This window comes from Leucobacter sp. NPDC015123, from assembly GCF_043080205.1.
Classification (GTDB): Bacteria; Actinomycetota; Actinomycetes; order Actinomycetales; family Microbacteriaceae; genus Leucobacter; species Leucobacter aridicollis_A.
In genome coordinates this window covers 352823-376072 of record NZ_JBIBVH010000003.1, presented here as the reverse complement: position 1 = coordinate 376072, position 23250 = coordinate 352823, and the positions used below count along the sequence as shown (strand labels likewise).

General features: G+C 64.0%; 21 protein-coding genes. 16 read left to right on the top strand and 5 right to left on the bottom strand.

Going from position 1 to position 23250, the window contains the following annotated elements:
- Nucleotides 1-80 precede the first annotated feature (80 nt).
- Genes ACF07D_RS08500 through ACF07D_RS08485 form a run of 4 tightly spaced genes read right to left on the bottom strand, consistent with a single transcriptional unit; the run spans nt 81 to nt 4266 of the window.
- Nucleotides 81-935 carry an ABC transporter ATP-binding protein gene (locus ACF07D_RS08500; RefSeq protein ID WP_255807815.1) on the bottom strand — a complete coding sequence of 285 codons (855 nt, stop codon included), beginning with the start codon at nt 933-935 and terminating at the stop codon, nt 81-83.
- A complete protein-coding gene (locus tag ACF07D_RS08495) occupies nt 932-1864 on the bottom strand; it encodes an ABC transporter ATP-binding protein (protein ID WP_121072321.1) in 933 nt (310 codons plus the stop codon). The genes ACF07D_RS08500 and ACF07D_RS08495 overlap by 4 nt, the downstream gene beginning before the upstream one ends.
- Nucleotides 1857-2843, bottom strand: a complete 987-nt coding sequence (locus tag ACF07D_RS08490; protein WP_119283959.1) for a branched-chain amino acid ABC transporter permease — start codon at nt 2841-2843, stop codon at nt 1857-1859. The genes ACF07D_RS08495 and ACF07D_RS08490 overlap by 8 nt, the downstream gene beginning before the upstream one ends.
- 4 nt (nt 2844-2847) lie before the next feature.
- The gene (locus ACF07D_RS08485) at nt 2848-4266 is read right to left on the bottom strand and encodes a branched-chain amino acid ABC transporter permease (RefSeq protein ID WP_391504591.1); all 1419 of its coding nucleotides are present in this window, start codon (nt 4264-4266) and stop codon (nt 2848-2850) included.
- Nucleotides 4267-4449: 183 nt separating this feature from the next.
- Here ACF07D_RS08485 and ftsY point away from each other — a divergent pair, with 183 nt between their 5' ends.
- The 16 genes from ftsY to ACF07D_RS08405 all read left to right on the top strand — a co-directional run bounded on the left by ftsY (nt 4450) and on the right by ACF07D_RS08405 (nt 22142).
- On the top strand, nt 4450-5328 hold the full coding sequence (gene ftsY, locus ACF07D_RS08480; RefSeq protein WP_391504590.1) for a signal recognition particle-docking protein FtsY: 879 nt from the start codon (nt 4450-4452) through the stop codon (nt 5326-5328).
- Nucleotides 5329-5494: 166 nt separating this feature from the next.
- On the top strand, nt 5495-6343 hold the full coding sequence (locus ACF07D_RS08475) for a 3-hydroxyacyl-CoA dehydrogenase (protein ID WP_255807811.1): 849 nt from the start codon (nt 5495-5497) through the stop codon (nt 6341-6343).
- Between the two features lie 54 nt (nt 6344-6397).
- The gene (ffh, locus tag ACF07D_RS08470) at nt 6398-7954 is read left to right on the top strand and encodes a signal recognition particle protein (protein ID WP_391504589.1); all 1557 of its coding nucleotides are present in this window, start codon (nt 6398-6400) and stop codon (nt 7952-7954) included.
- Nucleotides 7955-9079 (top strand): hypothetical protein, encoded by a 1125-nt coding sequence (locus ACF07D_RS08465; protein WP_391504588.1) that lies wholly within the window; start codon nt 7955-7957, stop codon nt 9077-9079.
- A gap of 273 nt (nt 9080-9352) precedes the next feature.
- The gene (locus ACF07D_RS08460; protein ID WP_391504587.1) at nt 9353-11119 is read left to right on the top strand and encodes an ABC transporter substrate-binding protein; all 1767 of its coding nucleotides are present in this window, start codon (nt 9353-9355) and stop codon (nt 11117-11119) included.
- 79 nt (nt 11120-11198) lie between these two features.
- Nucleotides 11199-13025: an ABC transporter ATP-binding protein gene (locus ACF07D_RS08455; protein ID WP_391504586.1), complete on the top strand. Its 1827-nt coding sequence runs from the start codon at nt 11199-11201 to the stop codon at nt 13023-13025.
- Nucleotides 13022-13987: an ABC transporter permease gene (locus ACF07D_RS08450; protein ID WP_391504585.1), complete on the top strand. Its 966-nt coding sequence runs from the start codon at nt 13022-13024 to the stop codon at nt 13985-13987. The genes ACF07D_RS08455 and ACF07D_RS08450 overlap by 4 nt, the downstream gene beginning before the upstream one ends.
- Nucleotides 13984-14949 (top strand): ABC transporter permease, encoded by a 966-nt coding sequence (locus tag ACF07D_RS08445; protein WP_255807808.1) that lies wholly within the window; start codon nt 13984-13986, stop codon nt 14947-14949. Before ACF07D_RS08450 ends, ACF07D_RS08445 begins: the two co-directional genes overlap by 4 nt.
- On the top strand, nt 14946-16241 hold the full coding sequence (locus tag ACF07D_RS08440) for an alpha/beta fold hydrolase (protein WP_391504584.1): 1296 nt from the start codon (nt 14946-14948) through the stop codon (nt 16239-16241). The genes ACF07D_RS08445 and ACF07D_RS08440 overlap by 4 nt, the downstream gene beginning before the upstream one ends.
- 74 nt (nt 16242-16315) lie before the next feature.
- Nucleotides 16316-17824, top strand: coding sequence for an aminopeptidase P family protein (locus tag ACF07D_RS08435; RefSeq protein ID WP_255807806.1), 1509 nt, complete (start codon nt 16316-16318; stop codon nt 17822-17824).
- 189 nt (nt 17825-18013) lie between these two features.
- Nucleotides 18014-18460 (top strand): 30S ribosomal protein S16, encoded by a 447-nt coding sequence (gene rpsP, locus ACF07D_RS08430; RefSeq protein WP_391504583.1) that lies wholly within the window; start codon nt 18014-18016, stop codon nt 18458-18460.
- 17 nt (nt 18461-18477) lie between these two features.
- Nucleotides 18478-18726: an RNA-binding protein gene (locus ACF07D_RS08425; RefSeq protein ID WP_119284302.1), complete on the top strand. Its 249-nt coding sequence runs from the start codon at nt 18478-18480 to the stop codon at nt 18724-18726.
- A 1-nt stretch (nt 18727) separates the two neighbouring features.
- The gene (rimM, locus tag ACF07D_RS08420; protein ID WP_370647799.1) at nt 18728-19354 is read left to right on the top strand and encodes a ribosome maturation factor RimM; all 627 of its coding nucleotides are present in this window, start codon (nt 18728-18730) and stop codon (nt 19352-19354) included.
- Complete coding sequence (gene trmD, locus ACF07D_RS08415; protein ID WP_119283947.1) at nt 19351-20058, top strand: tRNA (guanosine(37)-N1)-methyltransferase TrmD; 708 nt, start codon at nt 19351-19353, stop codon at nt 20056-20058. The genes rimM and trmD overlap by 4 nt, the downstream gene beginning before the upstream one ends.
- A gap of 9 nt (nt 20059-20067) precedes the next feature.
- Nucleotides 20068-21417: a MurT ligase domain-containing protein gene (locus ACF07D_RS08410; protein WP_391504582.1), complete on the top strand. Its 1350-nt coding sequence runs from the start codon at nt 20068-20070 to the stop codon at nt 21415-21417.
- On the top strand, nt 21417-22142 hold the full coding sequence (locus tag ACF07D_RS08405) for a type 1 glutamine amidotransferase (protein ID WP_119283945.1): 726 nt from the start codon (nt 21417-21419) through the stop codon (nt 22140-22142). Before ACF07D_RS08410 ends, ACF07D_RS08405 begins: the two co-directional genes overlap by 1 nt.
- Nucleotides 22143-22148: 6 nt before the next feature.
- On the opposite strand, the gene ACF07D_RS08400 is transcribed toward ACF07D_RS08405, so the two are convergent.
- Entirely contained in the window at nt 22149-23168 is a 1020-nt protein-coding gene (locus ACF07D_RS08400) for a DUF4917 family protein (RefSeq protein ID WP_391504581.1), read from the bottom strand.
- Between the last annotated feature and the right edge of the window lie 82 nt (nt 23169-23250).

Below are 23250 nucleotides of genomic sequence, written 5' to 3'. Positions count from 1 at the left end.
TGGGTTTGGACGACCGCGTGCACGCGCGGCCATCCAAACCTCGGCGCCGTTCCGGACCACTTCTGGATGAGGGGCGTCGACTACCGATCCCCATCGACACCGCTGACCGGAATCGCACCCGTCTCCGCGCGCTTGGCGTCGACGTCGGTGGCGAGTGTGCCGAGATACAACTCGATCACCTTCGGATCATTCGCGAGTTCGCGACCCGTGCCCTGGTGCGCGTTCGTTCCCTGATCCAGCACGTACGCGCGGTCGCAAATCTGCAGGCACCGGCGAGCATTCTGCTCGACCATCACAATCGTCACGCCGGTCTGATTGATCTGCCGCGTCCGAATGAAGGTCTCATCCTGTCGGACGGGGGAGAGCCCCGCGCTGGGCTCATCCAGCAACAGCACGCTGGGCTCGGTCATGAGTGCCCGCGCCATCGCGACGGACTGGCGTTCGCCGCCAGATAGTGAGCCGGCGAGCTGCTTTCGCCGGTCGGCGAGCATCGGAAACAGGTCCCAGATCTCGGCCACGCGACTCGCGAACCGCTTCGGGTTCAGGAAGAGGCCCATCTGTAGGTTCTCCTCGATCGACAGCGTCTGGAACACGTTGTTGGTTTGCGGGACGAAGCCGACCCCCTTGCGCACGAGTTCCGTTGTCTTGGACTTGGTGACATCCTCACCGTTCAATGCCACGGACCCGTCACGGATGTCAACGAGCCCGAACAGCGACTTCAACAGCGTTGACTTGCCCGATCCGTTGGGCCCAATGATCCCGACGAGTTCGCCCTTGTGAGCGGAGATATTGCAGCCGTTGAGGATGTTGATGCCCGGGAGGTAGCCCGCGACGAGGTTGGTCGCCTCGAGGACGAGCTCTTCCGATGGAACGCTCACGCCGCCGGTGTGTGCGTTTGCCGTGGGTGGCTCGGGTGTAGCGAGTGCGTCAGTCATCGCGCTTCCTCCTTGATCTCGTCCTCGATGGCGCGCATCATTTGCGTGTTGATGACGTCGCCGAGATCCTGGTCGTGGTGCGCGCCAAGGTACGCGTCTATCACGGCTGGGCTTGTCATGACGTCTTCCGGTAGTCCCTCCGCAATGATCCTGCCCTGGGCCATCACCACAACCCAGTCGGAAATGTGCCGGACCATGTGCATGTCGTGCTCGACGAACAGTACGGTGGTGCCATCGTCACGGAGCTGCTCAATGTGCTCGAGCAGGCTCTGGGTCAGCGCGGGATTCACACCAGCCATCGGCTCATCGAGCATGATCATCGAGGGATTCGACATCAGCGCGCGCGCCATCTCCAGGAGCTTCTTCTGGCCGCCGGACAGCCCGCCTGCCATATCGTTGCGCTTCGCGTCGAGCTTGAACCGCTTGAGGAGCTCCTCCGCACGCTCAACGTTCTCGCGTTCGCGCTTCGCCCAGAGCGGCTTCACGAGCCCGACGAACAGATTCTCGCCGGGCTGGTTCGCCGCCCCGATAAGCATGTTTTCGAGCACAGTCATCCTGGTGAGCGCCTTGGTGAGCTGGAACGTCCGGATCATCCCGGATCGCGCCACCTTCGTCGCGCTCGTCGTGGTGAACGACTTGCCGTTGAAAGACCAGCTGGCCTTGTCGCGGCCAGTCGCCGGTGTCGGCTTGTCGAACCCTGTGAGGAGGTTGAAGAAGGTGGTCTTGCCCGCTCCGTTGGGCCCGATGAGCGCGGTGATCGCGCCACGCTGCACCTCGACGTGGTCGACGTCAACGGCTGTCATTCCGCCGAACCGTCGGACGACGTTGTCGGCCACGAGGATCGGGTCCGGCTTCGGCGCCCCGGGCCGCTGTTCGATCTGGGCCAGGCTCGCGCGGAGTTCCGCGCGGTCGTATGGGTAACTAGTCATTGAAGGCCAACTCCTTCTTGTTTCCGAGTATGCCTTGCGGTCTGAATATCACGAGCAGCATGAGCATGAACCCGATGAGGATCCATGCCAGGATCTCGGCCTGCTGCGCGTTGAGCACGCTCGCCGGCACGAATTCCGAGGCGACGCTCGTGATGACGAGGCGCACGACGAAGAAGAGGATCGCGCCGAGGAGCGGTCCGAGGATCGTCGCGGCGCCGCCGAGCAGCAGGATCATCCACAGGTTGAACGTGGTCGCGCGCGACATCCCGTCAGGGTTGATGGTTGCGGGCAGCGACATCACGATGCCACCGAAGCCGCCCATGACGCCGCCGATCATGAGCGCCTGCAGCTTGTATGAGAAGGGGCTCTTGCCGAGGCTTCGCACCGCGTCTTCATCTTCTCGAATTCCCTTGAGGACTCGCCCCCACGGGCTGCGGATGAGCAGCCACGTAATGAGCAGGAAGAGAGCGACGAGCGCCCACGCGACGATGCGGGACCACCAGTCGTCCACGCCGGTGTTGAAGTAGTTCAGGCCGAGGAACGAGGTGCGCCCCTCGGGCAGTGGGGAGAGCGCGTTGAACTGCTCGCGGAACCGCGTGCTCTGGATGCCGCTCGGGCCGCCCGTAATGTGACTGATATTCGCAAGCCGCGCGGTCATGCGGAGGATCTCCGCCGCGCCAATCGTCACGATCGCGAGGTAGTCCCCCCGGAGTTTCACAGTCGGGATGCCGAGCAGCAACGCGAACAGCGCCGAGGCCGCCATCGAGATCAGGATCGCTGGGAACAGTCCCACCCCGTTCATGACCGAGATCACGAAGCCGTATCCGCCGACGAGCATGAAGCCCGCTTGCCCGATGTTCATGAGCCCGGTGAATCCGAAGTGGATGTTCAACCCGATCGCGGCGATAACGAACGCCGCGGTGACGGGGGAGAGCGCAGTCTGCAGCATTGCCTGCAGGAGTCCGGTCCAAAATTCCATGAGGTTATCCGATCCGTTCCTTGCGCCCGAAGAGGCCCTGCGGTCTCACAAGCAGCACCACGATGAGGATGAGTAGCGCGGCGGCGTGCTTGAGGTCGCCGGGCAGCCAGATGTTCGCCATCTCGATGACGAGGCCGATAATGAGTGCGCCGACGATGGCACCAAAGGTCGTGCCGATGCCGCCGAGGATAACCGCGGCAAACAGGAGCAGCAGGTAGTGCCATCCGGTGTTCCACGCGATGCCGTTGAGCACGAGGCCGAGCAGCACGCCCGAGAGGCCCGCGAGGGCGACGCCGACGGTCCAGACGGAGCGGATCACGCGATCCACATCGATGCCCGAGGCCTCAGCGAGTGGCCGATTGTCGGCCACGGCACGGGTCGCGCGACCGAAGCGCGTGTACTTCATGACGAGCGCGACGGCGATGATCGCGACAAGCGCGATTCCCATGGCGACGTAGGACTGCACGGTGAGCGTGATGCCGGCCAGTGTCACGGTTTTCGGCGTTGACGGGTCGATCCGCAGGATGTTCGCGCCGAAGAAGAACTGGAAGATGTTCTGCAGCACGATCGAGAAGCCGATCGAGACGATCATCATCTGAGTGAGGCTCAGTCTGCGTTTTCGCAGGGGTTTCCAGAGCACCGCGTCCTGCATCCAGCCGAACGCGGCCATCACGATCACCACGAGGGCGCCCGAGAGCCAGATGTTGCCGGTGAGCTGCATCGCGAGGAAGGCAAGGATGCCGCCCATCGAGAGCATCTCAGCGTGCGCAAAGTTTGAGAGCCCGGTCGTGCCGAACACGAGCGAGAGCCCGACTGCTCCGAGCGCGAGCAGTAGTCCCATTCGGAGGCCGGAGGCGGCCTGCTGCCAGAAGCGCGGCCACGAGAATGAGTTTGTGGCGCTTGGCTTGGTTGGGGCGTTCGCCTCGTCGCCTGGCGTTTCCTCTCCCGATCCTGATCCGGTTTCCTCGCCAGCCTCCGGCGGGGCGGGCGCGGCAGGCGTGGCCGCGGCATCTGGGTCATCAGTGAGAGGGAAGAGCGCGCTCGCTGATTCGAAGAGTGCGACTTCGACCTTTCGGGTGTCTGCCGCTCGCGGGAACTGGCCGTCCGGCAGTGTCGCGGTGTCGAGCGCGACAGTGTAGGTGCCTTCCTCGGTGATTGGGAACGACCAGCGGCCGTTCTCGTCGGTCTGGGTTTCCTCGTTCGCTCCCATGCCAGTGAGTGTGAGCCCGACACCGCTTGCCGGATCTCCGGCGCTTGTCTTCACGATTCCCTGCACGCAGCCGGTCGTCGAGTCGGGGACACACGTCGCTGCGTGCGCGGGTAGCGCCTGCAGAGAGAGTCCAACACAGCCCAGGATGAGGGCGAGAAGAGCGATTGCTGGGGCACGCAGGAGCCTGCCCTTGCGAATAATTCCGTGGTTCACTTGACCTCCATTGGTCCGCGCGTTGCCACCTGCGCGTTCATTCAAGCATCGTTGCTGTCTCCCTGAATATACAAGGGTGGGGAGGGTCCAGAGCGAGTTTCTCGGCGTTGCGCTTCCATCGTTGCCGATACGCAACATGGGGCGACCGCGAACTGAGCGACTTCTTGTCGCTAGTCTTGAGGTATGGCAGAAAAGGCATGGTCGTTCTCGCGCGCGTTTCGGAATGTGTTCGGTGGCGGGTCGGAGACGATCACCGATGACACCTGGGACGACATCGAGACTGCGCTTCTCACGGCTGATTTTGGGCCGGAGATTGCGGACTCGATCCTTGACGAGGTGCGCGACTCGGTCGAGCGTCACCGTGTGAACGAGGTCAAGGAGCTCAAGCGGATCCTGCGCGAGGTGCTCGAGGAGCGGCTCGCCGCGTTCGACCCGACGCTGAAGCTCACTGAGCGCCCAGCGGTGATCCTCGTCGTTGGCGTGAATGGCGTCGGCAAGACGACGACGATCGGAAAGCTCTCGAACTACCTCACCCGGTTCGACAAGAAGATCATCGTTGGTGCCGCTGATACGTTCCGCGCGGCGGCTGTCGAGCAGCTCGCGACCTGGGCGGAGCGCGCGGGCGTTGCGATCGTGAAGCCGCAGCAGCAGGGTCAGGATCCGGCGTCGGTTGCGTTCCAGACTGTGCAGCGCGCGATCGACGAGGGTCTCGATATCGCGATCATCGACACCGCCGGAAGGCTGCAGACCAAGGGCGGACTCATGGATGAGCTCGGCAAGATTCGCCGGGTCATCGAAAAGCTTGCTCCAGTGTCCGAGGTGTTGCTTGTGCTCGACGCGACGACTGGTCAGAATGGGCTGGCGCAGGCACAGGCCTTCATTGAGCATGCCGGAGTCACTGGCCTCGTGCTGACAAAGCTCGACGGTTCGGCGAAGGGTGGCTTTGTGCTTGCGGTGCAGGAGCACACGAAGCTCCCGATCAAGCTCGTCGGTCAAGGCGAGGGCATCGGGGATCTGACTGGCTTCACGCCGCACGTGTTCGCGGCGCAGCTCGTGCCGTAACGACGCTGCCGTTCGCGGCGCGGTCTGCTCCGAGCGAAACCTCGCCAGCTGGTGCTCGGGCTTTGTTACGCTTATGAATAAGGCCTGACGGCCGGCCAATTCATGCGGCCGCCGGACCGGAATGCGCCCCGAACGTGCGGGGCGCCTCTCGAGAAAGGCTATTGTCATGCAACATCTCACCGTCCTCGGCACGGGAGTCCTCGGTTCGCAGATCATCTTCCAGTCTGCGTATATGGGCAAGGACGTCGTCGCGTACGACATCAACGATGAGATTCTCGCGAAGCTTCCGGCGCGGTGGGAGTACCTGAAGGACGCTTACCGCCGGGACATCGCCGACGCGACTGACGAGAAGCTCGATGCTGCAGTCTCCCGCATTCGCGCGACGGCTGATCTCGCCGATGCGATGAAGGACGCCGATATTGTCATCGAGGCGGTACCCGAGCGTCTCGACATCAAGCAGCAGACCTGGGAGAGTGTCGCCGCCGTCGCGCCTGCGCACACGATCTTTGCAACGAACTCATCGACGCTTTTGCCGAGTGACATCGCCCCATTTACCGGGCGCCCCGAGAAGTTTCTTGCTCTGCACTTCGCAAACGAGGTCTGGAAGTTCAACGTCGGTGAGGTCATGGGGCATGAGGGCACAGACCCCGAAGCGTTCGAGGCGGTCGCGAAGTTCGCGGCCGAGATCGGCATGGTCCCGGTGCGCATCCACAAGGAGCAGCCCGGTTACGTGCTGAACTCGCTGCTCGTGCCGCTGCTTGACGCCGCGGCCCAGCTCTTCGTGAAGGGCATCGCGACCCCAGAAGATATCGACAACACGTGGCGGATCGCGACTGGGGCGCCATCTGGTCCCTTCCAGATCTTCGACGTTGTCGGCATGATGACGCCGTACTACCTCAATGCCAACAGCGACGACCCGATCAAGCGCGAATTCGCCGAGATCATCAAGCGGGACTACATCGACAAGGGCTACCTCGGCAAGGGCTCGGGGCGCGGCTTCTACGAATACAAGTAAACCGGCGCGGGGGAGGGCGCCGTGACTGTCGCGGCGCGGTAGACTGATCGCACTATGGCTACTTTCGGCACCCTCTCCTCGCGGCTTACCGACACCTTCAAGAACCTCCGGTCGAAGGGCAAGCTCTCTGCGGCAGACGTTGACGGCACCGTCCGCGAGATCCGTCGCGCGCTCCTTGAGGCAGACGTCTCGCTCGATGTGGTGAAGGACTTCACTGGCAAGGTGCGCGAACGCGCCCTCGGTGACGAAGTGAACCGCGCGCTGAACCCGGCGCAGCAGGTCGTGCAGATCGTCAACGAGGAGCTCGTCGAGGTGCTCGGAGGCGACCAGCGCCGGCTGCAGTTCGCGAAGAACCCACCTACGGTCATTATGCTCGCTGGCCTCCAGGGCGCTGGAAAGACGACGCTCGCTGGCAAGCTCGCGAAGTGGTTGAAGACTCAGGGCCACACGCCGCTGCTCGTCGCGTGTGACCTGCAGCGTCCGAACGCGGTCACGCAGCTCGGCGTCGTCGCCGAGCAGGCCGGAGTCGCGATCTTCGCACCGGAGCCGGGCAACGGCGTCGGCGACCCCGTGAAGGTCGCGAAGAACGGCGTCGCCGAGGCGAAGCGCGCGCAGCACGACTTCGTCATCGTCGATACCGCCGGTCGGCTCGGCGTCGACGCCGAGCTCATGAAGCAGGCGCGCGACATCCGCAAGGCGATTGATCCTGACGAGGTGCTCTTCGTCATCGACTCTCTCATCGGTCAGGACGCGGTCGCGACCGCGCAGGCCTTCCAAGAGGGCGTCGACTTCACTGGCGTCGTGCTCACGAAGCTCGACGGCGACCAGCGCGGTGGCGCTGCGCTGTCGATCCGTGGCGTGACCGGCCGCCCGATCCTGTTCGCGTCGACAGGCGAGGGCCTCGACGACTTCGAGCCGTTCCGCCCAGACCGCATGGCGAGCCGCATTCTCGACCTCGGCGACATCCTCACCCTCATCGAGCAGGCGCAGACAGCGTTCGACGAGGACGAGGCGAAGAAGGTCGCCGAGAAGATTGCGAAGGATGCGTTCACTCTCGATGACTTCCTCGGCCAGATGCAGCAGCTGCGCGGCGCGGGCTCCATCAAGAAGATGATGGGCATGCTTCCTGGCATGGGCAAGATGAAGGATCAGCTCGATAACTTCGATGAGCGCGAGATTGTCCGCACCGAGGCGATCATCCAGTCGATGACGATGGAGGAGCGCCAGAACCCGAAGATCTTGAACGGCTCACGCAGACTCCGTATTGCCAAGGGCTCCGGCATGACTGTCACCGACGTGAACTCGCTTGTGCAGCGCTTCGAGCAGGCCGCGAAGATGATGAAGACCGTCGCCCGCGGCGGCATGCCGCAGATCCCCGGCATGGGGCCGATCCCAGGCATGGGCGGGCACGGCGGCAAGAAGAAGCAGCAGCAGAAGGGCAAGGGTGCGAAGCGTTCGGGCAACCCGGCGAAGCGTGCGCTCACGCCGGCCGAGGCTCCCGCACCGCAGGGCGGCTCCGGCTTCGGTCTCGGAAAGGGTGGCGCCGCGAAGGCGCCGAGCCCCGAAGAGATGGAGAAGCTGCAGCAGATGCTCGGCGGTGGGCTCCGCTAGGTGACGGAGCGCCCTGGCGCGGTCGCCCCAGGCGGGCGACTCGCGAAGCTCGAGTCGTTGTGGCCGGGCCGTGTCTCCTGGGCGCGCGTGCGTGAGGAGGATCCGCGCGTCTTCCGGCAGGCCGCGCAGGGCGCGGGCCTCGTCGTGCTCGCGGTGCCGGTCACGCTGCTCTGGTCCGCGCTGAACCTTGAGTGGCCCGCGCCGATCGAGTTGCCGAGCTGGATCGAGTGGGTGCGCCCGCTGTCGACGGTCGTGTGCTTCTTCATCGCGATCCTGCTCTGGCTGTTCGGCTGGATCATGATCTCGATGCCGCTCGACACGAAGCGCGGAATCGCGTTCTCGGACTTTGCGGCGGGTGTCGGGCTGACCTATTCGCGTTTCGGGTTCGCGTCACCGACGCTCGGTATCTTCTTCGCCGAGCGCCTCCCGGGCCGGAGGGATCCGGCCAGGGTTCGGCCGCCTGTCGGGGCGACACCGCCAAAACCGCTGTTCCGCACCGAGTTCGTGCTCTGGTCGGGGCGCAACGGGCTCGAACCGAAGCTACAGCTTGGGAAGGCCTCGTTTCAGGGCGACAAGAGCGACCCCAAAGGCCCGCGTCATGGCTTTCGCTACCTGTCGATGCGGTTGCCTCGCGCGCTCCCTCACCTCGTCATCGACGCGCGTGGCAACGGGAGCCTGCGTTCGCTCCTGCCTGGGTCTCAGCGGCTCTCCCTCGAGGGCGACTTTGACAGGTACTTCACAGCCTACGTGCCGGAGGGCTACGAGCGCGACGCGCTCGAGCTGCTCACCCCCGACGTGATGGCGTGCCTTATAGACCACGGTCGGCGCTGGGACATCGAGGTCATCGACGACACCCTGCAGCTTGCGTCGACGCGCCTCCGCGCCCGCTCGGACAGAAGAGAGACGACGGCGCTTCTGTACTTTGCCGAGCTAATCGGGGCCGAGCTCGGACACCAGGCTGTGACGTACTCAGACCCTCGGGCGCCGAGGCCGCGAATGCAGGTTGCTCCGCAGGGGCGGCGGCTCCGGAGGCGCTCGGGGGTCTGGACAGCTGTGTTGATCGGCACGGGCGTCGTGTTCATGTTCACTTACCCTTTCCTGCTCGGGTGGTGGCTCGACCGCTAGCCAGGTGCGCCAGCTGTGTGCTTGAGCGCTGACTACTGCCTTGCTGCGCCCGCAGCGGCATCTTGCCGCACCGCGAACGCGCAGCTGACGCGTTTCCGCCACCGGGCTGCAATCGCTGAGAGTGCTGTCGTGATTACGTCATTTCCGAATCGGCGCTCCTCCCAAGTGTGACATGCACACGATGACATGTACAATGTTACTCGGGATGCGATTCGCATCCATTGCGTCCGTCGGGCGCAACGTTAGCCTCTCAGCGATTCAAAGGTGACTCTTATGGCTCGGAAAAAGATACTCTCAGGTGTCGCGCTCGGCGCGGCCGCGATGCTTGTGCTCAGCGGGTGCGCGAGCGGCGGCGCAGGCGACGGCGGCGCAGGCGACGGCGAAGCCCAGACCGGCGGCACACTCAAGGTGCTGTCAAACGGTGACGTCGACAGGCTCGACCCCCAGCTCACCGCATACGTGCCGGTGAACAGCGTTGTGCGCTCGATCTCGCGGTCGCTGCTGAGCTACGTCTCATCGAACGACGTTGATGAGCGCATCGAGCTCACGGGTGACCTTGCGACAGAGGTTCCCACCGCGTCTGAGGACGGGCTCACCTACGAGATCACGCTCCGCGACGGTGTGACGTGGGACGCGCCTGACGGTGCGCGCCCGATCGTCGCGGGCGACGTCGCCCGGGGGATCGAGCGCATTTGTAACCCGCACATCGGTGCGGCGCTCGGCGGGTACTTCATTAACCTCATCGACGGAATGGCTGAGTACTGCGAGGGCTTCGCTGGAGTCGCGGCAGAGCCCGCCGCGATGAAGGAATACATCGAGTCCAACGACATTTCTGGCATTGTGACCCCAGACGACAAGACTGTCGTCTTCACGCTCGTTGAGCCAGCCTCTGACTTCACGTCGATGCTGAGCCTGCCGACCGCGAACCCTGCACCTATCGAGGTGCTCGACTACCTCCCCGACTCGCCCGAGTACCGCGAGAACTTCATCGCATCGGGTCCCTACACCGTCGGGTCGTACACGCCCGACGTGAAGTGGGAGTTCGTGCGCAACGAGTCGTGGAGCGCCGACAGCGACCCGCTCCGCAAGGCATACGTTGACTCGATCGAGATGACAATGGGCGTCGAAGGCGACGCGGCAATGCAGCAGCTCCAGGCAGGTTCGGCAGATATGCTCTTCGATCTCAGCCCGAGCCCGGCGAACATTCAGCAGCTCACCGCCGCGAACGACGAGAAGTTCACGACGATGGAGAACGGCGGCGTCGACCAGTTCATGTGGTTCAACACCGCGTCAGACAACAACGGTGGTGCGCTGCAGAAGCTCGAGGTACGCCAGGCGATTCAGTACGCGATCGACAAGCCAGCTGTCGTGCAGGTCATGGGCGGCGAGGACATCGCGTCAGTGACAAACGGGATCTTCGGGCCCGGCATCAACGGCTACGAGGATTTCAGCCTCTACGGTGACAAGAGCGGTAAGGCAGACCCCGAGAAGGCAAAGGCGCTGCTCAAGGAAGCGGGGGTCGAGAACCTGACCCTGAAGTTCCCCTACCGCAACGTTGGCACCCAGCCAGACATCGCGCAGACCGTGCAGGCAAGCCTTGAGGCCGCCGGAATCACTGTTGAGCTCTTCCCGGTTCCTCCGACTGATTACTACGCGAACTTCATGACGAACCGCGAGAACGCGTCGGGTGGCAAGTGGGATGTCGCCCTCGTCGGATGGTCGCCCGACTGGGTCGGGGGCGCGGCGCGCTCGGTATTCCAGCCGCAGTTCTCGTTTGACGGCACTCCGCAGGCCTACAACTACGTCGACTTCAACAGCGACAAGGCAAACGAACTTGCCGCTCAGGCGCTCGCTGCTGCGACACCGGAGGAAGCCGGCAAGCTCTGGCACGAGGTCGACAAGACCGTGATGGAGGAGTCGCCAATCGTATCGATCGTTGCCCGCAAGAAGGCAAACTACCACTCCGATCGCGTCCAGAACTTCGAGATCTACGCGCTCGCGCAGAACGGTGACTGGGCAAACGTCTGGCTCAAGCAGTAGGTAGCCCGACGGGGGAGGGCAGTGGCCGCGCCGCCGCCCTCCCCGCACCCCTTTTGCACACCACAACCTTGGAGTACGAGTGGCAATACTCGATGTGCGGAATCTCGTGATCGACATTCCGACAGAAGACGGCGCGGTGCATGCCGTGCAGGACGTTTCATTTACGGTCGGCGAGGGCGAGTTCTTCGGAATCGTCGGCGAATCCGGTTCGGGCAAGTCAGTGCTCGTGCAGTCAATCATGGGCCTCATCCCGCAGGCGAAACGCTCGGGAGAGGTCCTGTTTCAAGGCGAAGACCTCCTCACGCTCACGCCCGAGGGGCTCCGAAAGAAGCGCGGTGCCGAGATCAGCATGATCTTCCAGGACCCGCTATCGAGCCTGCACCCGCAGTACACGATCGGCTGGCAGATCGTCGAGCAGATCCGCGCTCACGAGAACGTGTCGAAACAGGCCGCGAAGGCGCGCGCGATCGAGCTTCTCGAGAAAGTCAGGATCCCTGACGCTCAGGCAAGGTTCGATTCGTATCCGCATCAATTCTCGGGCGGCATGCGCCAGCGCGTCATGATCGCCATGAGCCTCTCGCTCGGCCCGGCCCTGATCATCGCTGACGAGCCGACGACTGCACTTGATTCGACAGTCCAGGCCCAGATCCTCGACCTCCTCGGCGAGATGCGCCAGGACTTCGGGGCAACGGTACTGATGATTTCCCACGACCTGGGGATCCTGTCCCGCGTCGCAGACAGGGTCATGGTCATGTACGGCGGACGGAAGCTCGAGGTTGGCACGAGCGACAACGTGCTCGGCAACCCAGCACACCCGTACACTGCCGGACTGCTGCGATCCTCGTCCTTCAATCGCGCCCCCGGTACCCCGCTCATCCCGATTGGTGGCCGCCCACCGAGCCTCTTGAGTCCGCCCGCAGGGTGCGTGTTTCGTGACAGGTGCCCGAACGCGATGGATATCTGCGGTGAAGCCCCGCCGCTCCAGAAATACGACGACGGCACCGAGTCACTGTGCTGGCTCACGACACCACCTGTCGAGCCTCCCGCGCCTGAGATGCCGCCGGCGGAGATCATCGCCTCAAGCGACGATGCGATCGTCGAGGTTGAGCATCTCTCTGTCGCGTTCCCACAGCGCCGAGGCGAGCCGCGTACGGTGCTTGAAGACATTTCGCTGCAGGTCCGCCGCGGTGAGACGCTTGGTCTCGTCGGAGAATCCGGCTGCGGAAAGACAACGCTTGCGCGCACGATCGCGGGACTGAACACCCCGACTGCAGGCGCGATCCGTTTCGACGGCGCCGACACCGCGAACCTCACGGACGCCGAGTGGCGTCAGATGCGCCGCAAGGTGCAGGTCGTGTTCCAAGACCCGTTTGGCTCGCTGAACCCGAAACGGCGTGTCGGCTCGATCATCGGTGACCCGTTCCGAATCCATAAGGTTGCAAGCGGCGCCGACAGGCTCAGCCGCGTTCAAGAACTCATGGAGATCGTCGGCCTGAACCCCGAGCACTACAACCGCTTCCCCTCGCAGTTCTCCGGTGGCCAGCGGCAGCGCATCGGCATCGCCCGTGCGATCGCACTGAAGCCTGAGCTCGTGATCCTCGATGAGCCCGTGTCTGCGCTCGACGTGTCGATCCAAGCTCAGGTGCTGAACCTGCTCGATGAGCTCCAGCGAGAGCTCGGACTCACCTACCTGTTCATTTCTCACGACCTCGCAGTCGTACGCCACGTCTGCGACCGGATCGCGGTCATGGACGGTGGCAAAATCATCGAGCTCGGGTCCGCGGAGACCGTCTACGGGCAGCCGCAGCAGGCCTTCACGAAGAAGCTGTTGTCGGCCGCGGCCCCTGAGATTCCGCGTGTCGAGCGCGAACGAGTGCTCATCTCAGCGGCAGGAGGCGCACTGTGAGTGGCGTATTCTCGAAAGACACGAAGCTCATCACGACGCCGGGCTACGCGGCCCAGAAGGCTGCTGACATCCAAGCGAAGAGCTCGGCTCAGCTCACGATCGCGCGACTGGTGCGCGATCCGGCGAGCGTCGTCTCCGCGCTTGTCATCCTCGGTATCGTTGCATTCGCCATCTGCGCGCCACTCATCGCTCAGTGGACCGGACACGGCCCCAATGAGCAGTTCCGAGAGACAGGGCTTTCGGCTGCTGGCATCCCTGTCGGGCCGTCCGGTGAGTTTCTCCTCGGGACTGATCAGCTCGGCCGCGATCTGTTTGTGCGACTCGCCTACGGCGCGCGAGTGTCGCTGCTCGTCGGTGTTGTCGCCTCGCTCGTGGCCTCTGCAATTGGCGTGGTGATTGGCGCGACCGCTGGCTTCTTCGGCGGCTGGGTTGACACCCTCCTGAGCCGGATCATCGACCTCGTGATGAGCGTCCCGTTCCTGCTCGTTGCGATCGCGCTCGTCGCGGTGCTCGGCCCGAGCCTCGGACTGTCGATCGTGGTGATCGTGTTCTTCAGCTGGGCGGGCCTTGCCCGCGTGATCCGCGGCCAGGTGCTCGCGATTCGTGAGCGCGAGTACATCGAGGCTGCTCGCTCGCTCGGGGAGTCGCGTATCTCGATGATGTTCCGCGATGTCCTGCCGAACCTCGTCGTGCCGATCATCGTCTACACCACGCTCGGCATTCCCGCCGCAGTGGTGTTCGAGGCGACGCTCTCGTTCCTTGGCCTCGGCATCGTGCCACCGACACCGAGCTGGGGCAACATGCTCGCCGACGCTGCAAACGGGTCGATGTACATGGTCGCTCCCTGGATGGTGCTTGTGCCGGGCCTCGCCCTCCTCGCCCTCACCCTCGCGTTTAACCTGCTCGGTGACGGGCTGCGTGACGCTCTTGATCCGACCTCAACGAAGGGGAAGAAAGCATGATTCGCTATGTCCTTTCACGGGTAGGCTTCGGCGCGCTCGTGCTGTTTCTGCTCAGTGTCTTCGTGTTCGTGCTGTTCTACGTGTCGCCGTCTGACCCCGCCCGCATCATCGCTGGCGACAAGGCGACAGAGGCGCTCATGGAGCAGATTCGTGTGAACCTTGGGCTCGATAAGCCGATGATTCAGCAGTACTTCATGTTCCTCGGTAACCTCCTGCAGGGCGACCTCGGTTTCTCGTACCGCTCCAACCTGCCTGTCTGGGATCTGCTCGTGCGGCGCATCCCAGTGACAATGTCGCTCGTGTTTGGTGCGGTCATCGTGTGGCTTGCGATCGGCATCCCGATCGGTATTGGCTCTGCCAAGCACCCGGGGAGCCTGCGTGACCGCTTCGGTCAGGCATTCGCAATCGTCGGAATCAGCTTCCCAACGTTTGTGCTCGGCATGATTGCGTTGTACACGCTGTACTTCATCCCGACAAAGATGGGCGTCACGCTGTTCCCGCCGTCTGGGTACACGCCGCTCACCGAGAACCCGGCCCAGTGGGCGTGGCACCTCGCGCTCCCGTGGCTCACCCTCGCGCTCGTCATCGCGGCAGTGTACGCGAGGCTTACGCGCGGTCAGATGCTTGACGTGCTCGGTCAGGACTACATTCGCACAGCCCGTGCCAAAGGCCTCACGGAGCGCCGCGTCACCTACGTGCACGCGTTCCGTTCGGCGATGCCACCGCTTGTCACCCAGCTCGGAATCGACATCGGTATGCTCCTCGGAGGCGTGATCGTTATCGAGCAGGTGTTCGGACTCCCCGGGGTCGGCTCGCTCGCCGTGACGAGCGTCGCGATGCAGGATCGCCCGGTCGTCATTGCGATCGTCCTGCTCGGCGGGCTCTTCGTCGTGCTGTCGAACCTGATCGTTGACACCCTGTACGCACTACTTGATTCGAGAGTGAGGACTGCCCGAAAATGACAGACTGGTACCCGATTGGAGCTGGTCTCAGCGGCCGCGATCTGTGGGTCACTGTGCCGCTTGACTGGAGCGAGCCCGGGGGCGAGACGATCCGTGTGTTCGCGCGCGAGGTCGTGAGCTCCTCGAACCGCGATGCGGATTTGCCGCTGCTCGTCTTCCTGCAGGGCGGGCCCGGCGGGAAGTCGCCACGGCCGCTCGACGCAGATGGCTGGATTGGCGACGCAGTCAAGCGGTTCCGAGTCGTCCTGCCCGATCAGCGCGGCACTGGGAGGTCGACCCCGCTCAGCGCGCGCGACTTCGACGGTCTCGACGCTGCGGCTGGTGCGCGCCTTCTCGCGCTGCACCGCCAGGACTCGATCGTGCGCGACTTCGAGGCGCTGCGAGAGGAACACTTCCCGGGCCGGCAATGGTGGACACTCGGGCAAAGCTACGGCGGGTTCCTGACGCTGCAGTACCTCTCGCAGTTCCCCGAGTCGGTTGTCGCGTCGGCGATCACCGGCGGGCTGCCAAGCATTGATCCTGACCCGGCGGTCGTCTACTCCCGCACGTTCCCGCGCATCGCGGAGAAGAATCGTCTCTTCCGCGAGCGCCATCCGCACCTCGTTGACAGGATCGCGCGCGTCGCAGACTTGCTCGAGCGGGAAGATGTGCGATTGCCGAGTGGCGACAGGCTCACCGTTCGGCGACTGCAGACCCTCGGCCTCGACTTCGGAATGAAGCCAGGATTCGATCGGGTGCACTGGATCTTTGACGAGGCGTTCGCCGACGAGGCCGAGACCCGGCTGTCAGACACGTTCCTTGCGACTGTTGAGGCCGAGACAGCGTTTCTCACGAACCCGCTGTTCATCGCCCTGCAAGAGGCGATCTACGGGCCCGGCCCAAGCTCGTGGGCGGCGCAGCGAGAACGCGACGCCCGGCCAGAGTTCGCGGAGTCGGCACGGCCCTTGAACTTCACGGGCGAGACTGTGTTCCCCTGGATGTTCGAGGAGATCGCGGGGCTTCGTGGTTTCCAAGAGGCCGTCGAACACCTCGCGGCCCACGAGCAGCCGATCAAGATGTACGACACTGACAGGCTCGCGCGCAACGAGGTGCCTGTTGAGGCCGCTGTGTACTACGACGACATGTACGTCGACGCGCAGCTCTCGCTCGACACCGCCTCGCGCGTCGCTGGGGTGCACGCATGGGTGACGAACGAGTTCGAGCACGACGGCCTTCGGCTCGGCAACGTCGCAGAGCGACTCTTCACCGCGCTCGAAGAGCGCCTCGGTAGCGCTGCACGCAGCCGCGACTGATTTTCACGAACGGGGCCGGCACGTCGCGTCGCGGCATGCCGGCCCCGCCCACGCTTTTCCTGAAAGGAACACACATGACGCACAACCATGGCGGCCCCTCACTGAGCGGACTTGGACTCACTGTCAACGTCGTCGACTGGGAGTCGGGGATGCCGAACTCCCGCGCGACCCGCCGCGATCCGCGGATGCCACTACTCAGCGAGGCGACCGGGTTCACGACTTGGATGGCGGAGGGCTGGGGCGACGCAGCGCGCGAACTCGCAGTCGAACCTGGCGCCGCTTCCGCCGCCGCCGACCACCGTGCCAGGCTCTCTGCAGAGCTCGCGGGGGAGACCCTCGTCGTCGCCGCCGGGCGCTCGCAGCTGCGCGCAAACGATACCTACTTCGAGTTCCGCGCCGACAGCGACTTCCTGTGGGCCGTGGGGTACGGCATCGAAGACGCAGTGCTCGTCATGCGTCCGATAGCTGGCGGGCACGACGCGACGCTGTACATCACACCGCCAGCGCGTCCCGGAAGTAAGGCGTTTCACGCAGACGCGAACCACGGAGAGCTCTGGGTTGGGCCGCTCGCGGGAGTCGCCGAGGTCTCGGCTGCGCTCGATCTAGCGGTCCGCCCGATTGGGGAGCTCGCCGAGGCCGGTGTGCCTGACGACGCGCTCATCGCTGGTGCGGCTGTCGTCGCGCGCGGCGCCGGCGCCGCGCTCGCGGGCAGGACGCGCTCCGCACGGCTCGCCACGGTGCTCTCCGAGCTGCGCCAGATCAAGGACGCCTGGGAGATTGGCCAGCTTCGCGCGGCGAACCTCGCGACTGTCGACGGCTTCGCGGCTGTCACACGCGAAATCCCGAACGCGATCGCGGCCGGGGGTGAGCGCTGGCTGCAGGGAACGTTCGACCGTCACGCCCGCACTGTCGGTCAGGCCCCCGGTTATGCGACGATCGTCGGCTCGGGTGCACACGCGCCGATCCTGCACTGGGTTCGCGCCGACGGCGAGGTCGACCCAGCCGAACTGCTGCTGCTCGATATGGGTGTCGAGATGCGTTCGGGCTACACCGCAGATGTCACGCGGACGCTGCCAGCGAGCGGCACGTTCTCGGACGCACAGCGCCAGGTTCACGATCTCGTCGAGCGCTCGCACAGGGCAGGTCTCGCAGCGGTACAGCCAGGCAGGCTTTGGGCCGACTTCCACGCAGCGTGCATGGAAGTGTTGGCCGAGGGGCTCGCCGACTGGGGCATGCTGCCAGTATCGGTGGACGAGGCCCTCTCAGCCGATGGTCAGCATCATCGCCGTTACATTGTGTGCGGTGTTGGGCACCACCTGGGCCTCGACGTGCACGACTGCGACTCCTCGCGGTACGAGACCTATCTTGGCGGCACTGTGCAGACAGGAATGGCGCTCACCGTCGAGCCAGGGCTCTATTTCCACGCCTGGGACGAGACCGTGCCGCCCGAGCTGCGCGGCATCGGCGTGCGGCTGGAGGACGACCTCGTCGTGACCGAGACTGGCAACGAAGTGATCTCGGATGCCCTGCCAATCGACGCCGCCGGTGTCGAGGCTTGGATGCGAAAAGTCACGGGCAACTAGCCTCTGCTGGGCCGCCGCACCGCAGGCGGCCCAGCAAAACCCCTGATCCCATCAAAAATTGCAATTTGGCCCCTAGTGTGGCAAACTTGCCTAGTTCGCGTAATGCGTGCCAGGCTTCCGCGCCAGAGACCGATTCGGTCCGAGCTTCCGCGCGGCGTCACATCTAACCCAACCTGAAGGAACCAGCACATGGCAGTCAAGATTCGCCTCAAGCGCCTCGGCAAGATCCGCGCACCGTTTTACCGCATCGTCGTTGCAGACTCGCGCACCAAGCGTGACGGCCGCGTCATCGAGGAGATTGGCAAGTACCACCCGACCGAGAACCCCTCGTTCATCGAGGTCGATTCAGACCGTGCACAGTACTGGCTCAGCGTTGGCGCGCAGCCGACCGAGCAGGTCACCGCGCTCCTGAAGCTCACTGGCGACTGGGGTAAGTTCACCGGCGAGGGCTCGACCGAGTCGAAGGTGCTCGCACCTGAGTCGAAGGAAGTATTCGAGGCTGACGCCAAGAAGAAGTCAGTGATTCGCCCGAAGGCTGAGAAGCCTGCTGAGGCTCCCGCCGAGGAGGCAGCTGAGGCTCCCGCAGAGACCGAGGCGCCGGCTGAAGAGGCCGCTGCCGAGTCGACCGAGGCCTAAGGCTCTTGGCTGAGATGGTGCTCGCTGATGCGCTTGAGCATCTCGTTCGTGGGGTGGTAGATCACCCAGACGAGGTGCGCATCTCGCAGCGCGCGGGAAACCGCGGCGAGACCCTTGAGATTCGTGTGCACCCCGAAGACCTTGGACGCGTGATTGGTCGCAGTGGCCGCACCGCTCAGGCGCTTCGCACCGTAATCTCCGCACTCGCCTCTGGTGAGCGCGTCAGGGTAGATATCGTCGATACCGACGCACCTGAGGCCGGCTGATATGGCAGACGCTCCAAAGCGTGCGCAAGCTCCCCGTCCCGCTAGCGGGGCGGGGAGTTTGCGTGTCGGACGCCTGACGAAGCCCCACGGGCTCAAGGGCGGTGTGAAGCTTGAGATGTTCACGGACAACCCGGATCTGAGGTTCGTTCCAGGATCGAAGTTTCACCTGCAGGTCCCCGAGGATTCCCCCTGGTTTGGGCAGACGATTGAGCTTCGCGAGCTTCGCTGGTTCAACAGCATGCCCGTCGGGTTCTTCGTCGAGCTGCCCGATCGCACCGCGGTCGAGAGCATCGTCCGTGCGATCCTCTGGATCGATGAAGAGGCAGTCGCGGCGGGGTCCGAAGAGAACGCGTGGTATGCCCACGAGCTCGTCGGCCTCGACGTCGTACAGCCCATCGAGGGCGGTGGCACCGAGAAGCTGGGAACAGTAGCCGAGGTGCAGCACTTCCCGGCACAGGATCTGCTCTCAGTGAAGACCCAGACTGGCGTCGTGCTTGTGCCCTTCGTCGAGGCGATCGTCCCGTCGGTTGACCTCGAGGCAGGCATTGTCACGATGACTCCGCCCGCGGGCCTGTTCGGAGACGGCGCGATCGAGGACGGTACCCAGAATCCACAGGGGGACGCGTGAGGATCGACGTCGTCACGATCTTCCCCGGCTACTTCGACGCGCTCGAGCTCTCGCTCATGGGGAAAGCCCGAGACCGCGGCCTCATCGACATGCACGTGCACGATCTTCGCGATTCAGCGCACGACAAGCATCGCACTGTCGATGACACGCCGACGGGCGGCGGTGCCGGAATGGTGATGAAACCCGAGCCCTGGGGGCACGCGATCGACGGGATCCTGGCGGATGCGCGGTCGGCACCGGCACCGACCGCGGAGCCACTCATCATCTTCCCCTCGCCTGCAGGAGACGTTTTTACTCAGGCGATGGCGCGCGAGCTCGCAACCGAGGAGCACCTCGTGTTCGGCTGCGGCCGCTACGAGGGGATCGACCAGCGCGTGTTCGACGAGTACGGTGATCGCGGACGAGTGCGGCTCGTCAGCATCGGCGACTACGTGCTGAACGGGGGAGAGGTCGCCTCGATTGCGATGATCGAGGCGATTGGTAGGCTCCTTCCCGGCGTCGTTGGCAACCCTGACAGCCTCGTGGAGGAGTCGCACGAGGCTGGGCTGCTCGAGTACCCGAGTTACACCAAGCCCGCTGAGTGGCGCGGACGCCGCGTGCCCGACGTGTTGCTGTCTGGAAATCACGCCGCGATCGATGCTTGGCGCCACGAACAGAGCGTCGAACGTACACGGCGTGTACGGCCCGACCTGCTTGGCGACTAATCTTGATGCATGCGTGATTTTTTCTCGGCTGGCGTCGGTAAAGCGGTACGGGCGGGGGCCCGTCTTCGCGGAGGGGGATCGGCGCTGCCTGGCCTCGTTGTCGAGCGGCTTGACCCCGGGTTCATGGCCCGGGGTCTCGCCAAGCTGCCGCTTGGGGTGATTGCGGTAAGCGGCACCAACGGCAAGACGACGACGACGAAGATGATCGTCGAGATGCTGGAGGCGCAGGGGCTGAAAGTCTTCACAAACAAGACTGGATCAAACTTTTCTCGCGGCGTCGTGGCTGCAATGGTGCAGGAGAGCGGCCCGAGTGGCACACTCGACGCCGACGTTGCGGTGCTCGAACTCGACGAGGCTCATGCAATGTTTTTCATCGAGCGAGTCAAGCCGCGTTTCACCCTGCTGCTCAACGTGCTACGCGATCAGCTCGACAGGTTCGGAGAGATAGATACGACCGCCCGGTACCTGCAGCGTATCGCTGACGCGACGACCGACGTGCTTGTCGTGAACCGTGAAGATAGGCTCATCGCTGAGATAGGCGAACGGACACGGGAACGCAGCGCGGCAGGTGGCCCCGAGGTCCGCGAGTTTGGACTTGCGCCAGCACTGCTGAGCACGTTCCCCGGCGACGACGACTTCCACGCCCCGACCAGCCAGGCGGCAGCCGTTGCCGCCGTGGGGGTCGACGATCGGGGTGCTGATGCCCGCGAAGCAGCAGATGTCACACTGCTAGAACTCGGTAAGAACGAGGCGACGTTCTTGATCGACGGAGAGCAGCACTCGACACCGTTGCAGCTCGAAGGGCTCTACAACACTTACAACGCTGCCGCCGCTCTTGTCACAGTCCGCGCCGTGCTTGCGCGTGCAGTTGCCGAGGGGGCAAATACGAGTGCCCGGACGACCGAGGTGCTCGAGGCGCTCTCAACTGTGCGCCCCGCGTTTGGCCGAGGTGAGAAGCTCGAGCTCGATGGCCAGCCCCTCGAGCTTGTCCTAGTGAAGAACCCAGCGGGGTTCCGCCTCGGACTTGCCTCGTTTGATGCAACGGGCGTCGCGGTGATGATCGCGGTGAACGACCAGTACGCGGATGGCCGCGACATGTCGTGGCTGTGGGACGTCGACTTCGAAACGCTCCGCGATGGGGGCGTCACTGCGGTTACCGGCACGCGCGCCTGGGACATGGCGCTGCGGCTTGAGCACGACGACGTGCCCGTCGGGGCAGTCGAGGAGGATCTGGGAACTGCGCTCACCGCATTCAGGTCGCGCACCATGGGGCAGCCCCGCCGGATCTACTGCACGTACACAGCGATGCTCGGGCTGCGAAAGCGCCTTGCCGAGCTCACCGATGTTGAGGAAATCTAATGGCTGACAAGCGTGAACTCGTCATTGTGTCGCTGTACCCCCGCGACATGAACATCTACGGAGACAGGGGTAACCTGCTGTCACTGAGTCGCCGGGCACGAGCTCACGGCTACGAGCCCCGTGTCGTCGATGTGAACGTCGGCGATCCGCTTCCCGAACACGTCGACATCGTCATCGGCGGGGGTGGTCAAGACTCAGGCCAGGGGAGGGTCGCGGTCGACCTGGCGGGACGAGCAGAAGAGTTCCGTGCGCTCGCGTCCGACGGGACGCCCATGCTCGTGATCTGCGGTCTCTACCAGCTGTTCGGGCACCACTTCCTCACGCACTCGGGTCAGACGCTCTCGGGCATCGGAGTGCTCGACGTCGAGACGACAGGGGGTGCCGAGCGGATGATTGGAAATGTTGTCGTCGACTCCGAGGAGTTTGGCGAGATTATTGGCTACGAGAACCACAGCGGTTTTACCGTGCTTGGCGACGGCTCCGCGCCACTCGGCCGTGTCACCCAGGGGGCTGGGAACAACCCGACTGACGGCACTGAGGGTGCTCGGACGAACAACGTGCTCGGGAGCTACCTGCACGGCTCGCTGCTGCCGAAGAATCCTGCAATCAGCGACTTTCTCATTCGTGTCGCTGCTGAACGCCGTTATGGCTCGTTCGAGCCGCGTGCTGGTGTCGATGAGACCGCCGAGCGGGCGCGCGCAAGCGCTAAGCGCCGGCCGCGCTAAGGCGTACTACCGCCACAGGTGCGCTGAGGCTGCGTCGTAGAACTCGATGTTCAGCTGGCTTCCCCCAGCGTTCTTCCGTCGCTGTGCGAGGTCAAATGTGCGCTCGCGAAGGCGTTGTGCGTTTGCCGATCCTGGCCGCATTGACACGCACAGCGTCTCAACACAGTTGGACTTGCTCGTCAGCAGACCGAAGAGATGGTCATCGTTCTTGTCGATAGATGAGCCGTGAATGAAGAGTGTGCCGTTGAGAGCCCCGAACTTTGCGAAGGAATGCGAGAGGTACTCGTTCTCTGCGATGCGCTCCAATTTGTCGGATGAGCTGCCCTCCGTGACTATGAGGGGGCGTTGTCCATTGCGCAGCCGCCTCCGCACTTGTGAAATGATGTTGCCAGCCCGAGAGCTGACGACCTTCTCGAGTTCATCGCTGTCTACGAACAAATGCAGCGCCCCGTGCAGGTAGTGCACGCTCTGTTGGTGCTCTGTGCTCCACCCGATAGTTCCATCAGAGAGTCTGAAGAAGCCGTCCGTCGTGTTGAGATCGCGTTCGCGATAGCCCTGCACTGTCGCCCAGTACAGAAGTAGGTCGTAGTTTGTCGTAAAGACCTCGTCAAAGTTGCCAAGGAATGCGGTACTAGCCTGCACCTCTGAGTCTCCCAGCTCAAGCGCCGTGTCCGGGTGGAGCTTGGCGACGGCCTCGGCAAGCGCGTCCTGCACGCAGCGCGCGTCTGCCGTGAACTGTACGCATAGACCCGGGTCGGCGCCATAGAGCTCATTGAGCCGCGCAGACCGTTTGAGACGCCGAAGTACGGTCTCAAAATCGGTCGATCCGACAGCATCGGCGAGTTCACTCTTCGAGATCGTGAGGCCCCTGAACCGTGCCTCCTCCCAGAGTGAGTTGTAGCTGAAGCTATCGTGATCGTAGTCGATGCTGGCGCCGTTGCCGAGCAGCACTGAGACGGGCTTGCCACTTGTGCGGGCTCTGGCGATGGCCTCGTTGAACGTTGGAAGTGCGGGAGAAGAGCTCATACGGGCAGCCTAGCCAGACCGCTTTCTCATCAGTACAGGGTGAAGCGGATTGAGGGCGGTTCGTCGCCGAATTGCGTGTCGA